The organism is Cellulomonas sp. IC4_254 (assembly GCF_011603975.1).
Taxonomy (GTDB): Bacteria; Actinomycetota; Actinomycetes; order Actinomycetales; family Cellulomonadaceae; genus Cellulomonas.
In genome coordinates, this window is the sequence record NZ_JAANNB010000096.1 from 1 (window position 1) to 14,004 (window position 14,004).

The window sequence follows — 14,004 nt, forward strand, 5'->3', positions numbered from 1 at the left end:
CGACCAGCGCGGCGAGGGCGGCGAGCACCCCCGCCTCGTCGGTCGCCCCGGCCGCGACCGGCCACCCGGGGTCGAGGTCGGCGGCGTCGAGGCGGTCCCCCGGCAGCACCGTGACGGCCCCGACGCGGACGGCCGGCGACGGCTCGCCGCCCGTCGGCGCCTCGTCGTGGAGACCCGCCGCGTGCACCGGCTGCTGCGCGTCCTGCACCGCGCGGCGCACCGCGTCGCGGGCGTCCGCCGCGGGCGTCCCGTCCGGCAGCAGCACCGCCACGGCGCCGGCGTGCGCGAGCGCCGCGGCCGCCTCGCCCGACCCCGTGCACGCCACCACGGGGCGCTCGACGCCGAGCAGCGTGCGCACCGACGCGGTCCACCGCGCGCCGGCGGCGGTCAGCACCGTCACCACCTCGGCGGGCGCGTGCGCGTGCACGTGGGCCGTGACGAGCCCGTCGCCCGCCACCACCGCCACGGCCTCGCCCACCGCGGGCAGCGCCGCGGCGAGGTCCCGGGCGACCCGCTCGGCGATCGCGTCGGCCGCCGGACCCTCGCCGTCCCCGGCGTCCGCGCGCAGCAGGGCGACCACCTCGTAGCCGCCCGCGCCCCCGTCCCCCGACCCGGCAGGCCCGGCTCCGGTCGAGGCCGCAGGCTCCCTCGCCGGGTCGCCCGCCGTGCCGTGCTCGTCCAGCCACCCGACGTCCACCGGGGCCGGGCGTCCCGCCAGCGCGGCCGCCAGCGCGTCGAGCAGCACGAGCAGCGCGCACGCCCCCGCGTCGACCACCCGCGCCGACCGCAGCACCGGGTGGGCCGCGCTGATCCGCCCGAGGTCCGCGCGCCCGGCGGCGACGCCGGCGTCCAGCGCGGCCGCGTCGCCCGCGCCGCGCGCCGCCGCGTGCCCCGCCGCGTCGGCCACCGCCGCGGCGACCGTCAGCACCGTGCCGTCCTCGGGCTCCGGCACCGCGGACCGCGCCGCCGCCGCGGCCGCCGCCAGCGCGTCGGGCAGCGCGCCGGACGCCGCGCCGGCCAGCCCGCCGAGGTACCGGCTGAGGATGACGCCGGAGTTGCCGCGCGCCGAGAGCAGCGCCCCGCGCGCGAGCGCCCGGAGCACCGTCGCGCCGTCGTCGGTCGCCCCGTCGGTCGCCCAGTCGTCGCCGGCGGGCAGCGCGGCGACCTCGTCGGCCGCCCCGCGCACCGTGAGCAGCACGTTCGTCCCCGTGTCGCCGTCCGGCACCGGGAACACGTTCACCGCGTCGATCCGCTCGCGCGCGGCCGCCAGCGCGGGCACCGCGCGGTCCAGCCAGTCGCGCAGCACGCCGCCGTCCCCGAGTCGCCCAGCCACGTCCGCGCGCAGTCCTCTCGTCGTCCGCGGGCCCGTCGCCCGCGCTGCCCTACTCTGCCGCACGCGACCCACAGGGTCCCGGTCGTCCCCAGCCCCGGTCGGTCGTGGCCGTGCGTCGGCCCGCTCGGGACCCTGCGCCGGTCCGGCCGGGGCCCCGCGGCGGCGCGGTGTGACGGACGTCGTTTTGAGGGTCGCGGCCCTCGTGGGCTAGTCTTGTCCGGTTGCCTGGCCACTGCCGGGCACGGGTGTGCCCCTCGGAACGGTCCTCGGACCGCCGGTGCGGGCCCCACCGACCAACCAGGACTTGCCGCCCGGGACCCCCTCCCGAGCGGCGTGCAATGACCGGATACAGGAGAAGACCGTGGCTGCCAACTGCGACGTCTGCGCCAAGGGCCCGAGCTTCGGGCACAGCATCTCGCACTCGCACGTGCGCACCAAGCGCCGCTGGAACCCGAACATCCAGCGCGTGCGCGTGGTGGTCGCGGGCACCCCGAAGCGGCTCAACGTCTGCACCTCGTGCCTCAAGGCCGGCAAGGTCCAGCGCGCCGTCTGAGCGACTCGTCATGAAGGCCCGTGCGGTTCCTCCGCACGGGCCTTCGTGCTGCCCGGGGACGACCGGCGCAGCGGCCCGCCTGGATGGGCGGAGGTCCGCAGAACGGCCTGTGGCAGCGCCTTCCCGTGTGGCACGCTGAGCGCATGAGCGAGCAGCGCCGCGAGCACACGGTCCGGCCCGCCGAGCCCCGGGACGCCGCCGGCATCGCCGACGTGCACGTCCGGACGTGGCAGCACGCGTACGCGGGCCTCGTTCCCGACAGCTACCTCTCGTCCCTCGACGTCGGCCGCCGGACCGAGGTCTGGAAGCGCGACCTCGCGCCCGGCAGCCGCATCCGCGCGTGGGTCGCGACCGTCGAGCCCGAGGAGGTCGTCGGGTTCATCTCCCTCGGCCCCGCGCTCGACGAGGACGCCGAGCGCTCGGCGCTCCAGGTCTACGCGATCTACCTCGACCACGGGATGTGGGGCTCCGGCGTCGCGCGCGAGCTGCTGCGCACCGCCATGCAGGACGTCCCGCCGCGCATCCCGGTCACGCTCTGGGTGTTCGCGGACAACGAGCGCGCCCGGCACTTCTACCGCCGGCACGGGTTCCAGCCCGACGGCACCGAGCGCACCGAGGACGTCGGCGGGGCCGACCTGCTCGAGGTCCGCTACCGCCGCCGCTGAGCCACCGGATCGCCCCCTCGGCCAGAAGCGGGCCCCGGGTCCTCCACAGGCCGGCGGCCGTGCCCCGTCCCCAGAGTGACCGACCTCGAGCGGTCTAGCGTCGGCGTTTCGTCCTAGCGTCCCGGACATGCCAGATCACCCCAGCGCACGCACGAGGACGCCGCTGCGGACCAGCACCGGCTCCGTCGCGACAGCCCCTGTCCGTCCCGCCCACAGCAGACTAGAATTCTGGTCCATGGAGCAGACTTCGCTGTCGGACGCCAAGGCGCACCTGAGCGCGTACGCCGCCGACGTCGCACGGACGCACAACCGGATCTCCATCACCCGGAACGGTCGCCGCGAGCTGGTGCTGATGAGCGCGGACGACCTCGACGCACTCGAGGAGACCCTCGACGTCCTCCGGGACGAGCGCCTCGTGCAGGAGCTCGCCGCCGCACGCCGGGAGATCGCCGACGGCGAGGTCTCGTTCGAGCGCCCGACGTGGGCCGGGCACGCAGCCGACACCCCGTGACGTACGAGATCGGATGGGTGCCCACCAGCAGGCGGGCGCTGGACCGACTCCCGGAGCACGCGGCGACGGCCGCGATCGAGTTCGTCTACGGGCCGCTGCGGGAGAACCCGCACCGGGTCGGCAAGCGCCTGCGGGCACCCCTGGACGACACGCACTCCGCGCGCCGTGGTGCGTACCGCGTCCTCTACGTCATCGACGACGACGCGCGCACCGTCGTGATCACGAGCGTCGAGCACCGCCGCGACGCGTACCGCTCGCACTGATCCGGCACGGCCCGACGGGCCCGGGTGCACCCGCGTCGCTCCCGTCCACGCCGAGGACGCCTAGCGCCGGAAGTGCTCCCAACCGGTGCTGACCCCCGGCCGCGCCCCGCCGACCAGCACCGTGCCCGCCGGCCCACCACCGCCGGCCCCGGCGGCCTCGGCCGCGCGCACCACGCCGATCCGCCGGAACCCGGGCGGCAGCGTGCTCCCCGCGGGGAAGGTGGCGAGCAGCCCGTGGTCCTCGCCGCCGCCGAGCACCCACGCGGTCGGGTCCGCGCCCAGTTCGGCGGCGGCCCCGGCCACGGCGGCCACGTCGTCGGCGAGCGCGCCGGCCGGGTCGTCCAGATCGAGTACGACCCCACTGGCCCCGGCGAGCCGCTCGCCGTCGCGGAGCAGCCCGTCGGAGACGTCGAGCATCGCCGTCGCCCCAGCCGCGGCCGCCGCGGGTCCCGCGACGAGCGGTGGCTGCGGCCTGCGGTGCACGGCGACGACGTCGGGGTCGGCCTCCGACCGGCCCGCCGCGAGCAGGGCGAGCCCCGCCGCAGACCGCCCGACGGTCCCGGCGAGGGCCACCACGTCCCCCGGCCGGGCGCCAGAGCGCAGGACCGGGTCCGCGCCACCGAGGTCGCCGTGCACGGTCACCGCGACGACCACGGAGTCGCCGCCGGAGAGGTCGCCGCCGACCACCCCGGCCCCGACGGTCGCGCACGCGGCGCCCAGCCCGCGCGCGAGGCCCTCGACCCACGCGACGGGCAGGTCCCCGGGGACGACCAGCGAGACGACGATCGCGGTCGGCCGGGCGCCCATGGCGGCCACGTCCGCGAGGTTCTGCATGGCGGCGCGCCACCCGACGTCCTCGCCGGTGGACCACGCGCGCCGGAAGTGCCGGCCCTCGACGAGCACGTCGGTCGAGACCACGAACCGCCCGTCGGGCGCCGCGAGCACCGCGGCGTCGTCGCCGGGGCCGAGCAGGGTGCGGTCGCCGGCCGGCAGGTGCGGGAAGATCCGGGCCAGAAGGCCGTCCTCCGAGAGGTCGGCGACCGTGGGTCCGGCGGCGTCGGGCTGGTCGAGGGCGGCGCGGTCGGTCACGCCCGCCACGGTAGCGCCCGCGGCGCCCCGGGCCCTCCGTCCGCGGCGACCGCCCACGGCACCGGCCCGCGCGCACCCGCCGCGAGGACGTGGTGCGGTGCGGCAACGGCCACGATGACGTGGTGCGGCGACTGCCGCGAGCACGCGGTGCGGCACCGGCCGCAAGGACGCGGTGCGGCGCCGACCACGAGGACGCAGGGCGGCGCCGGCCGCGAGTGTGCACGAGACGCGTCGAGCGAGTACCTGCGCAGTACTCGCTCGACGCGTCGCGTACTCGCTCGGCGAGCGCGCGCCGGACTCGCGGCCGCGTGCCGGCTTGGCGGGCCCGCGCCGGCTCGGCGCGGCCCGCGCCGGCTCGGCGCGCCCGCGATGCTCCGCGTGCACGCCCCCCGAACGGGGTCGGTGCCGGGGTGCCGGGTGCGGCGGGTTACCGTGGGCCGGTGAGCCGCTCCCCCCGCCGACGCCCCGCCCGCACCGCCGCAGGGGTCGCCGCGCTGGCGCTGGGCGGGGTCCCGCTGCTCGCGGGGTGCGCGTCGACCGTCGGGGTCGCGGTGGCGCCCGACGCGGCGGACCCGGCGTGCGCGCGGGTGGTGCTGGCGCTGCCCGAGTCGCTGGGCGACGGCCTGCAGGAGCTGCGCACGACGAGCCAGGCGACGTGGGCGTGGGGCGACCCGGCCGAGCCCGTGACGCTCCGGTGCGGGGTCGCGGTGCCCGGCCCGACGACGGAGCAGTGCGTGACGATGGAGACGGCGAGCGGGACGAGCATCGACTGGCTGGTCCAGGCCGACGCCGAGCCCGCCGACGCGGCGACCGGGCCCGACGACGACCCCGACGCGACGGGCGACCCCTCCGCCGACCCGGCCTCCGGTGCCGACGCCCTGCTCGAGCCGGGCTCCTCCGACTGGACGTTCGTGACCTACGGCCGGGACCCCGCGGTGGAGGTGCACGTCCCGGCGGCGGTGGTGGCGGAGCGCTCGACGTCGTTCCTGGACGCGCTCAGCCCCGCGATCGCCCAGGTCGAGGCGACCCGCTCCTGCCTCTGATCGCCGCGGGCCGCCCCCGGCCCCGGCCCCGCGGTCGGCGTCAGCGCAGCCCGGTCGGCCGCTCGAGCGCGAGCTGCAGCAGCTCGTCCAGCAGGTCGGGGTAGGACAGCCCGCTCTGCTGCCACATCCGGGGGTACATCGAGAACGGCGTGAACCCCGGCATCGTGTTGATCTCGTTGACGATCACCTCGCCGCCGGGCGTGACGAACACGTCGACGCGGCCGAGGCCCTCGCCGTCGACGGCCTCGAACGTCCGCACGGCGACGTCCTGCACGCGGGCGATGACGTCCTCGGGCAGGTCGGCCGGGCAGGACAGCTGCACGGCGGCCTCGTCGAGGTACTTGGCCTCGAAGTCGTAGAACCCGTGGGCGGCGTCGGTGACGACGATCTCGCCCGGCAGGGAGGCCCGCGGCCGCGCACCGCCGCGGCCGCCGAGGACGGCGCACTCGATCTCGCGCCCGACGATGCCGGCCTCGACCACGACCTTGGGGTCGTGCTCCTGGGCGGCGGCGACGGCGGCGGGCAGGTCGGCGGGGTCGACGACGCGGGTGATGCCGATGCTCGACCCGGCGCGGGCCGGCTTGACGAACAGCGGCAGCCCGAGCGCGGCGATCCGGGCGCGGACGCCGTCCCGGTCGGTCTCGTAGTCGTCGCCGCGCAGGGTGACGAACGGCCCGACGGGCAGCCCGGCGCCCGCGAGGACGACCTTCATGAAGTGCTTGTCCATGCCCACGGCGGACGCGAGCACGCCGGCGCCGACGTACCGGACGTCGGCGAGCTCGAGCATGCCCTGGAGCGTCCCGTCCTCGCCGAACGGGCCGTGCAGCAGCGGCAGGACGACGTCGACGGCGCCGAGGTCCACCGCGGGCGAGCCCGGCTCGATGACCTGGAGCTCGCGCGAGCCGACCTCCTGCGGGAGCAGCACCTGCTCGGGCGCGGCCTCGACCTCGGGCAGCCGCCCGTCGACGATGGCCCAGCGGTCGGGGTCGTCGGCGACGCGCACCCACCGGCCCTGCGGCGTGATGCCGATCGGCAGCACGTCGTACCGCTCCCGGTCGATCGCTCGGAGCACGGCCCCGGCGGTGGCGCAGGAGATGGCGTGCTCGCTGGACCGCCCGCCGAACAGCACGAGCACCCGGGGGCGGCTGGCGGCGGTGGACGCGGCGGGCCCGGACGCGGGCTCAGGGAGGCTGGACATCGCCCGGCAGCCTAGCCGCTGGGTGGGACGGGACGGTCGACGCCGCGCGCGTGCGCGTAGCCTGCCGCCCGTGACCGAGCACGCGCACGACGCCGACCTGTCCCGCGAGACCCTCGCCGTGACGGCGGGTCGCCCCGCCCGCACGCAGGGCGCCCCCGTGAACCCCCCGGTGGTGCTGTCCTCGACGTACGTGTCGCAGGGCGTCCCGCAGCCGGGCGAGATGATGTACGCCCGTGGCGACACCGAGACCTGGGGGCCGTTCGAGGCCACGCTCGGCGCGCTGGAGGGCTCGGCGCACCCGGCGCTGGTGCTCGGCTCGGGCATGGCCGCGATCGCGGCGGCGCTGTCGCTGGTGCCGCACGGCGGCCGGCTGGTGCTCCCCCGGCACGCGTACCAGGTGACGCTCGGCTACGCCCGCGACCTCGCGGAGCGGTCGGACGTCGAGGTGCAGCAGGTCGACATCGCGGACACGGACGCCGTGGTCGCCGCGCTGGACCCGGCCGCGTCGCCGACGGGCCGCGCGACGTCGATGCTCTGGGCGGAGTCCCCGACCAACCCGATGCTCGAGGTCGCGGACCTGCCGGCGCTGGTCGCCGCGGGTCACGCGGCGGGTGCGCTGGTCGCGGTGGACAACACCTTCGCGACGCCGCTGGTGCAGCGTCCGCTGGAGCACGGCGCGGACGTCGTGGTGCACTCCGTGACGAAGTACCTGGCCGGCCACAGCGACGTCGTGCTGGGCGCGGTGCTGACCGACGACGCCGCCCTCCGCGAGCGGCTGCACGGCTACCGCACGGTGCACGGCGCGATCGCCGGCCCGTTCGAGGTCTACCTCGCGCTGCGCGGCATCCGGACGCTGGCCCTGCGCGTCGAGCGCGCGCAGCGCACGGCGCTCGACCTGGCCCGGCGCCTCAGCGAGCACCCCGGCGTCGTCGAGGTCCGGCACCCCGGCCTGCCCGCCGACCCGGGCCACGCGCGGGCGACCGCGCAGATGGCGGGCTACGGCTCGATCATCGGCCTGCGCCCGGCGGGCGGGGCGGCCGGGGCCGACGCCGTCGTCGCGGCGCTGCGGCTCTGGGTCCCGGCGACGAGCCTGGGCGGCGTGGAGTCGAGCATCGAGCGCCGCCGCCGGTTCGCCACCGAGTCGCCGACCGTCCCCGAGGACCTGCTGCGGCTGAGCGTCGGCATCGAGGACGTCGAGGACCTCTGGCGGGACCTGGACCGCGCGCTGCGCGGCTGACGCGACCGGGTCCCGGGCGGCGCACCGACGCGCTGCCCGGACCCGGGGCTCAGACCCCCTCGGCCTTGCGCGGCCGCCCGAGCAGCAGCGGTGCCAGCGCGTCGACCGGCAGCCCCTCGTGCAGCACCTGCACGACCGCGTGCGTGATCGGCATCTCGACGCCGGCCCGCTCGGCCAGGTCCAGGACCGACCGGGACGACTTCACGCCCTCGGCCGTGCCCCCGGTCGCGGTGACGGCCTCGTCGAGCGAGAGCCCGCGCCCGACGGCCAGGCCGAGCCGGTGGTTCCGCGAGTCGGGCGACGCGCAGGTCGCCATGAGGTCGCCCATGCCGGCCAGGCCGGGGAACGTCTCGGCCTTCGCGCCGAGCGCGAGCCCGAGCCGGGTGATCTCGACCAGCCCGCGGGTGATGACCGTGGCCATCGTGTTGTAGCCGAGACCCCGGCCCTGCGAGATGCCGACCGCCAGGGCGATGACGTTCTTGACGGCGCCGCACAGCTCGACGCCGACGACGTCGTCGTTCGTGTACGGCCGGAAGTACCCGGAGGCGCACGCGGCGGCCACCCGCTCGGCGGTGCGGGCGTCGGCGGAGGCGACCACCGTGGCGGTCGGCTGCCGCGCGGCGATCTCGGCGGCGAGGTTCGGCCCGGACAGCACGGCCAGGCGCTCGGCGGGCAGTCCCAGGGCCTCCCCCATGACCTCGCTCATCCGGCGGTCGGTGGCGAGCTCGACGCCCTTCATCAGCGACACGACGACGGCGCCGGGCGCGAGCGCGTCCGCGAGCGGGGTCAGCACCGCGCGCGCCGACTGGGACGGCACGGCGACCGCGACGACGTCGGCGCCGGCGACCGCCGCCGCCGGGTCCGCCTCGCCCGTCACGCGCGCAGGCAGGTCGACGCCCGGCAGGTAGCGCTCGTTGCGGTGGTCCCGGGCGATGGCCTCGCACACGGCCGCGTCCCGGCCCCAGACGGTGACGTCGCAGCCGGCGTCGGCGAGCACGGCCGCGAACGTGGTGCCCCAGGCGCCGGCCCCGAGGACGGCGGCGCGGGTCACGTGAGGTCCGTCGTCGCGCCGCCCGGGCGCCGCATGTCGTAGGGCTCGGCCGGCGGGGTCTCGCCCCGCACGTCGGCGAGCAGGGCCGTGATCGCGGCCATCACGCGGCCCGTGGCCTCACGCAGCGTCGCGGCGTCGAGCGGCCGGTCGTACAGGTCGGACAGGTCGACCGGCGGCCCCGCGACGACCGTGACCCGCTTCGGCGGGATCGGCTTGAAGACCTTCTTGTACCGCCCGAGCAGGTCCTGCGCGCCCCACTGGGCGATCGGCACGACGGGCGCGCGCGAGGTGAGCGCGAGGCGCGCGACGCCGGTCTTGGCCACCATCGGCCACAGGTCGGGGTCGCGGGTGAGCGTGCCCTCGGGGAACACGGCCACGCACTCCCCCGCGGCGAGCGCCTGCTCGGCGGCCCGCAGGGAGTCACCGGCCTTCGACGTGTTCCGGTACACGGGGATCTGCCCGGACGTCCGCAGCACCCAGCCGAGCACGGGCACCGTGAACAGCGACGACTTGGCGAGGATCTTCGGCGCCACGCCGTTGTCGTACAGGTAGTGCGCGAACGTCACCGGGTCCACGTTCGTCATGTGGTTCCCGGCGGCGATGAAGCCGGTGCCTGCCGGCAGGTGCTCGGCGCCCCGCCAGTCGCGCCGCGTGATCGCGTACAGCACGGGGCGCAGCACGCGGGCGATGTTGCGGTAGGACCGGTTCGCACGGGGGGGATGCACGGGAGCCGATGCTACCCGGCGGGGCCGTGCCACCTCCTCCCTGGAGCGGGTCGCGGACCTGGTCGTGAGGCGGGGGTGGGCGCCCGAGAGTAGGGCCCGGCGGCGGGGCCGCAACCCGGGAAGGCGTGCCTGACGTGCGCGGGACGCTTCCATTTGGCACTATCGACCCCGGTCCCCCGGCTCACCCCCCAGGGCCGCCGCGCATCGTTGGGACGAAGCGAGCTGCGCGTGAAACCTGGTGCGACGTGCACGAACGTCGTCGTACCTCGGCTTCGGAGCACCACATTGTCCGTTTCCTCTCGTCCTACGACCACGTCGACGCAGCCGCGGTCGGTCGCCCCGGGGACCTTCCACGTGCTCGGGGAGGGCGACGCGCTCGCCTGGTCCGAGCCGGTCTTCCGGATGCACGGGTTCGAGCCCGGGGACGTCGTCCCCTCGGCCGCCCTGATGCTGGCGCACTGCCACCGTGACGACCGCGCGGCCCTGGAGGCCGTGCTGCGCGCGGCTCCCGTCCCCGGCGGGGACGGCAGCAGCGTCCGCTATCGCCTCCTCGACACCGCCGGCACCGAGCGCTCGGTCCTGGCGGTGCTCGCCCCGGGCGTCGACCCGCGGCACGCAGCCCGCGCCGCGGACGGCGACGGCCAGCACTCCTCCGTCCACGACGGGACGCCGGCCGCGGACGGCACCGCGCACCACGACGGTCGGCCCGCCGAGCGCCTCGGCCTGCTGATCGACCTCGGCGCGGAGATCGGCGCGACCGCCGCCCGCCGCGCGGACGACATGCTCGCCGCGGCCATCGCCTCCCGCGAGGTCATCGACCAGGCCAAGGGCGCGGCGATGCTGGCGTACGGCCTGGACGGCGAGGCGGCCTTCGAGTTCCTGCGCTGGCACTCCGAGCACCTCAACGTGAAGGTCCGCGGCGTCGCGGAGCGGCTGCTGCAGTCGCTCCCGGGCCGGCCGGCCGACCGCGACCCGCGCGACGTCCTGGACGCCGCGCTGGCGAGCCTGGGCGCCGCGCCCGGGGCGACCGACGGGGCGGTCCGCGGCACCGACGGCCCGACGCTGCCCACGTCGCTGGCCGTCCGGCACACGACGGAGGGTCGCGTGGTCGTCGTGCGGCTCCAGGGCGAGGTGGACGCGGCGACGGCGCCCACGCTCGTCGCCGGGCTGAGCGAGGCGCTGAAGGCGGTCCCGGCGCGGGGCACGCTCGTGATCGACGGCGGCGAGCTGCTGCGGCTCGGCCCGGTCGCGGCGCTGCACATCGCCCGGCTCCGCCGCCGCGCCGAGAACGCCGGCGTGCAGCTGCGGATCGTGCCGCCGGCGAGCGCTGTCCCCGAGATGCGGCCGGAGGGGCGCAGCGCCAGCATGTGAGGGAACCCACCGAGGAGGACCCCCGCATGAGCCAGGACCCGACCGAGCACACCGACGGCCCGCTGCCCGACGGCGACCCCGACGACCGGGCGGAGCAGAGCACCCCCGGTTCGGAGGGCGACGGACCCGAGGCCGGCTACACCGGCACCGAGGGCACGGAGGACGCGCCGGAGGGTGACGCGCCGGCCGCGGACGGGCGCTGAGGCGGTGAGCGCCGTGACGCAGCCGGGTCCGTCGGACGGCACCGCGCAGGCCGCGGGGCCGGAGGCGTGGCGCGTCGGCGCGCTCGACGAGATCCAGGAGCTCCTGGTCTCGGCGGTGCCCGTGGACGAGCTGCTGGACGTCATCGTCGGGCACGCCGCCCGGCGCTCCGGCGGGTCGGCCGCGATCACGGTGCGGCTGGGCCGGACGACCGCCGTGGCCGCGGCGTCCGACCCGCTCGCCGCGGCGTGCGACCGCGCGGAGCAGCAGGCCGGGGAGGGCCCCTGCCTGGACGCCTCGCGCGAGCAGCGCCGGATCACCGTCGCCGACGTGCACGACGACCCGCGCTGGCCGGCGTGGCGCGAGGCCACCCTCGCGGCGGGCTTCTGCGCCACCGCCGCGCTCCCGGCCGCCCGGCGCGACGGGGTGGACGTCGACCTCGCGATCGACCTCTACCACCCGGAGCCCGGCGAGTGGCCCGAGGACGTCCTCGCCGACGTCGCCCGGTTCGCCGACGACGCCGCCCGGGCCGTGGCGCTGGCCGCGCAGGCCCAGGAGCAGCGCCGCACCAACGAGGACCTGCGCAGCGCGATGGCCGCGCGCGCCGTCATCGACCAGGCCCTCGGGGTGGTCATGGCGCAGAACCGCTGCGGCCCCGAGGAGGCGTTCGACATCCTCCGCCGCGCCTCGCAGACCCGGAACCAGAAGATGCGCGACCTGGCCGCGGCCATGGTCGCGTCGGTCTCCGGCCAGGCGCCGCACAGCCCGCACGACTTCCGGGAGCGCCCGCGCGGCTGAGCGTCACCGACCGGGTCCGTGCGTCCCGTGGCCGTCGCCTCCGGTGCTCGCCCGCACCCGCACCCGGAACGGCACCTCGACCTGCGCGGGCTCCGCGTCCGGGTGCTCGACGCGGCGCACCAGCAGCCGGACGGCCTCGTCCGCGAGCAGCCCGAGGTCCGGGGCGACCGACGTCAGCCCCGCGTACCGGGACTCCTCCACGTCGTCGAACCCCGCGACCGCGACGTCCCCCGGCACCGCGAGACCGGCCGTGCGCAGGGCGTGCCAGGCGCCGAGGGCGAGCAGGTCGTTGAAGCACAGCACCGCGTCGGGCCGCGCCCCCGCGTCCAGCAGCTCCTGCACCGCCCGGACGCCGTCCGCCCGGCGGTAGGCGCGCACCCGCGGCACCAGGGCCCGGTCCGGCACCAGGCCGGCGGCCGCGAGCGCCTCGACGTGCCCGCGCCACCGCTCGCCGCCGGTGCTGCCCGGTCGCTGGCGGCCGAGCACCGCGATCCGCCGCCGCCCGGTCGCCAGGAGGTGCTCGGTGAGCTCGCGCGCGGCGCGGACGCTGTCCATCGCGACGTGGTCGGTGCCGACGTCGTAGCGGTGCTCGCCGAGCATCACGACCGGGGTCCGGCCGATCCGGCGCACGACCGCCTCGCGCGGCGTGACGAGCGGCGACAGGATCACGCCGTCGACCAGCCGCGAGGTGAGGTCCACGAGCGCGACCCGCTCCCCCTCGAGGTCACCCCGGGTCTCCTCGATCACCAGCACCCGCCCGTGCTCCTTGGCGGCCCGGCCCGTCGCCGAGGCGAGCGCTGCGAAGTACGGCGAGGTCAGCTCGGGCACGGCGAGCGCGAGGATCCCCGACCGGCCGTGCCGCAGGCTGCGGGCGGTCGCGTTCGGGCGGTAGCCGAGCAGCTCGATCGCCGCGAGGACGCGCGCCCGGGTCACCTCGCTCACGTGCGGGTGCCCGTTCACGACGTTCGAGACCGTCTTGAACGACACCCCGGCCCGGGCGGCCACGTCCCGCAGCGTCACCGTCACGGGCGCCGGTCCACCGCGACCGTCGGCCCGTCGAGCACCGGTGCGCCGTCGGCGTCCCAGTCCAGCGGGGTCAGCCACACCTGCCGCCCCGGGAACGCCGACCCGACCGCGTCCGGCGGCCACGCGTGGTGCACGTACCAGGTCGCGCCGTCGTCGGTCGTCACCACGCAGCCGTGCCCGGGGCCTGCCGCGTCCGGCGACGACCGCATGAGCGGCTCCTCGCGCGGCTTGGTCCACGGGCCGGTGAGCGCCTCGGCGACCGCCCACCCGACGCCGTAGTCGGCCGACCCGTAGTCGTTCGCCGAGTACAGCAGGTGGTACCGGCCGTCGCGCGCGACCACCGTCGGGCCCTCGACCAGGTGCCCCTCCCACGGCTGGTCGTGCGTGATGAGGTCCACCGGCCCGTCGCCGACCAGGCCCGCCCCGTCCGGGGTGAGCTGCTGCACCCGGATCCACGACCGCACGCCGACGTGGTTGCCGTCGTTCTTCCACAGCAGGTACGGCGTGCCGTCCAGGTCCACGAACGGCGAGGCGTCGATGGAGCCACCCTCGGCGTGCTCGCACACGAACGGGACGTCGGCGTCGTCCACGAACGGGCCGGCGGGGTCGTCGGCGAACGCGACGCCCAGGCACTGCTGCTGCGTCTCGCGCTCCATCGCCGTGTAGTAGGCGACGTACCGGCCGCCGAGCTCGACCACCTCGGGCGCCCAGTGCCGCCCCGCCGCGGTCCAGGGCGCGAGCACCGGCATCCCGTCGCCGACCACCTCCCAGTGCACCAGGTCGTCGGAGCGCAGCACCGGCAGGGTGCCGAGCCGGCCCTGGGTGCCGTAGGCGTACCAGGCGCCCCGCGTGCGCAGGACGAACGGGTCGGGCAGGTTGCCGTCGTGCACGGGGTTGGTGAACGCCACGTCGTGCTCCTCGGTGGTCGCGGGGGCGGGGT

At 77.2% G+C, this 14,004-nt stretch carries 16 protein-coding genes; 9 read left to right on the forward strand and 7 right to left on the reverse strand.

The genetic code is table 11. The features are described from left to right. Window positions 1-1,333 (reverse strand): DAK2 domain-containing protein (locus tag G6556_RS10875; protein WP_166941209.1); only part of this gene is annotated, 1,333 nt, incomplete at its 3' end. A gap of 361 nt (window positions 1,334-1,694) precedes the next feature. Between G6556_RS10875 and rpmB the strand changes: the two genes are divergently transcribed. The 4 genes from rpmB to G6556_RS10895 all read left to right on the forward strand — a co-directional run bounded on the left by rpmB (window position 1,695) and on the right by G6556_RS10895 (window position 3,325). Further along, on the forward strand, window positions 1,695-1,886 hold the full coding sequence (rpmB, locus tag G6556_RS10880; protein WP_135974635.1) for a 50S ribosomal protein L28: 192 nt from the start codon (window positions 1,695-1,697) through the stop codon (window positions 1,884-1,886). Between the two features lie 143 nt (window positions 1,887-2,029). Continuing rightward, complete coding sequence (locus G6556_RS10885; protein WP_166941211.1) at window positions 2,030-2,551, forward strand: GNAT family N-acetyltransferase; 522 nt, start codon at window positions 2,030-2,032, stop codon at window positions 2,549-2,551. A gap of 235 nt (window positions 2,552-2,786) precedes the next feature. Continuing rightward, window positions 2,787-3,062, forward strand: a complete 276-nt coding sequence (locus tag G6556_RS10890) for a type II toxin-antitoxin system Phd/YefM family antitoxin (RefSeq protein ID WP_166941213.1) — start codon at window positions 2,787-2,789, stop codon at window positions 3,060-3,062. A 17-nt stretch (window positions 3,063-3,079) separates the two neighbouring features. Next, window positions 3,080-3,325 (forward strand): type II toxin-antitoxin system RelE/ParE family toxin, encoded by a 246-nt coding sequence (locus tag G6556_RS10895; protein ID WP_346774839.1) that lies wholly within the window; start codon window positions 3,080-3,082, stop codon window positions 3,323-3,325. 60 nt (window positions 3,326-3,385) lie between these two features. Here G6556_RS10895 and G6556_RS10900 read toward each other — a convergent pair whose 3' ends face one another. Next, window positions 3,386-4,414 carry a thiamine-phosphate kinase gene (locus tag G6556_RS10900; protein WP_166941216.1) on the reverse strand — a complete coding sequence of 343 codons (1,029 nt, stop codon included), beginning with the start codon at window positions 4,412-4,414 and terminating at the stop codon, window positions 3,386-3,388. A gap of 440 nt (window positions 4,415-4,854) precedes the next feature. On the opposite strand from G6556_RS10900, the gene G6556_RS10905 reads away from it, so the two are divergent. Continuing rightward, complete coding sequence (locus G6556_RS10905; protein WP_346774840.1) at window positions 4,855-5,457, forward strand: DUF3515 family protein; 603 nt, start codon at window positions 4,855-4,857, stop codon at window positions 5,455-5,457. 40 nt (window positions 5,458-5,497) lie between these two features. Here the strand turns inward: G6556_RS10905 and G6556_RS10910 are convergent, their stop codons facing one another. Then, window positions 5,498-6,655: a D-alanine--D-alanine ligase family protein gene (locus G6556_RS10910; RefSeq protein ID WP_166941218.1), complete on the reverse strand. Its 1,158-nt coding sequence runs from the start codon at window positions 6,653-6,655 to the stop codon at window positions 5,498-5,500. Between the two features lie 70 nt (window positions 6,656-6,725). On the opposite strand from G6556_RS10910, the gene G6556_RS10915 reads away from it, so the two are divergent. Then, a complete protein-coding gene (locus G6556_RS10915; RefSeq protein ID WP_346774841.1) occupies window positions 6,726-7,892 on the forward strand; it encodes a PLP-dependent transferase in 1,167 nt (388 codons plus the stop codon). A gap of 49 nt (window positions 7,893-7,941) precedes the next feature. Here the strand turns inward: G6556_RS10915 and G6556_RS10920 are convergent, their stop codons facing one another. Together G6556_RS10920 and G6556_RS10925 are read right to left on the reverse strand one after the other, a co-directional pair. Further along, window positions 7,942-8,943 carry an NAD(P)H-dependent glycerol-3-phosphate dehydrogenase gene (locus G6556_RS10920; RefSeq protein ID WP_166941220.1) on the reverse strand — a complete coding sequence of 334 codons (1,002 nt, stop codon included), beginning with the start codon at window positions 8,941-8,943 and terminating at the stop codon, window positions 7,942-7,944. Further along, window positions 8,940-9,668, reverse strand: a complete 729-nt coding sequence (locus G6556_RS10925) for a lysophospholipid acyltransferase family protein (protein ID WP_346774842.1) — start codon at window positions 9,666-9,668, stop codon at window positions 8,940-8,942. Before G6556_RS10925 ends, G6556_RS10920 begins: the two co-directional genes overlap by 4 nt. A 354-nt stretch (window positions 9,669-10,022) precedes the next feature. Here G6556_RS10925 and G6556_RS20230 point away from each other — a divergent pair, with 354 nt between their 5' ends. The 3 genes from G6556_RS20230 to G6556_RS10940 are packed head-to-tail and all read left to right on the forward strand — an operon-like array spanning window position 10,023 to window position 12,038. After that, window positions 10,023-11,039, forward strand: a complete 1,017-nt coding sequence (locus G6556_RS20230) for an ANTAR domain-containing protein (RefSeq protein ID WP_166941224.1) — start codon at window positions 10,023-10,025, stop codon at window positions 11,037-11,039. 26 nt (window positions 11,040-11,065) lie between these two features. Next, a complete protein-coding gene (locus tag G6556_RS10935; RefSeq protein ID WP_166941226.1) occupies window positions 11,066-11,242 on the forward strand; it encodes a hypothetical protein in 177 nt (58 codons plus the stop codon). Between the two features lie 4 nt (window positions 11,243-11,246). After that, the gene (locus tag G6556_RS10940; RefSeq protein WP_166941228.1) at window positions 11,247-12,038 is read left to right on the forward strand and encodes a GAF and ANTAR domain-containing protein; all 792 of its coding nucleotides are present in this window, start codon (window positions 11,247-11,249) and stop codon (window positions 12,036-12,038) included. A 3-nt stretch (window positions 12,039-12,041) separates the two neighbouring features. On the opposite strand, the gene G6556_RS10945 is transcribed toward G6556_RS10940, so the two are convergent. Next, window positions 12,042-13,064, reverse strand: a complete 1,023-nt coding sequence (locus G6556_RS10945; protein ID WP_166941230.1) for a LacI family DNA-binding transcriptional regulator — start codon at window positions 13,062-13,064, stop codon at window positions 12,042-12,044. Further along, the coding region (locus G6556_RS10950; protein WP_205693321.1) for a glycoside hydrolase family 43 protein at window positions 13,061-14,004 on the reverse strand (944 nt) is incomplete at its 5' end. The genes G6556_RS10950 and G6556_RS10945, both read right to left, overlap by 4 nt.

Coding starts and splice junctions, on each gene's coding strand:
- G6556_RS10935 (WP_166941226.1), top strand. CDS start 11,066: ATGAGCCAGGACCCGACCGAGCACACCGACGGCCCGCTGCCCGACGGC.
- G6556_RS10890 (WP_166941213.1), top strand. CDS start 2,787: ATGGAGCAGACTTCGCTGTCGGACGCCAAGGCGCACCTGAGCGCGTAC.
- G6556_RS10910 (WP_166941218.1), bottom strand. CDS start 6,655: ATGTCCAGCCTCCCTGAGCCCGCGTCCGGGCCCGCCGCGTCCACCGCC.
- G6556_RS10885 (WP_166941211.1), top strand. CDS start 2,030: ATGAGCGAGCAGCGCCGCGAGCACACGGTCCGGCCCGCCGAGCCCCGG.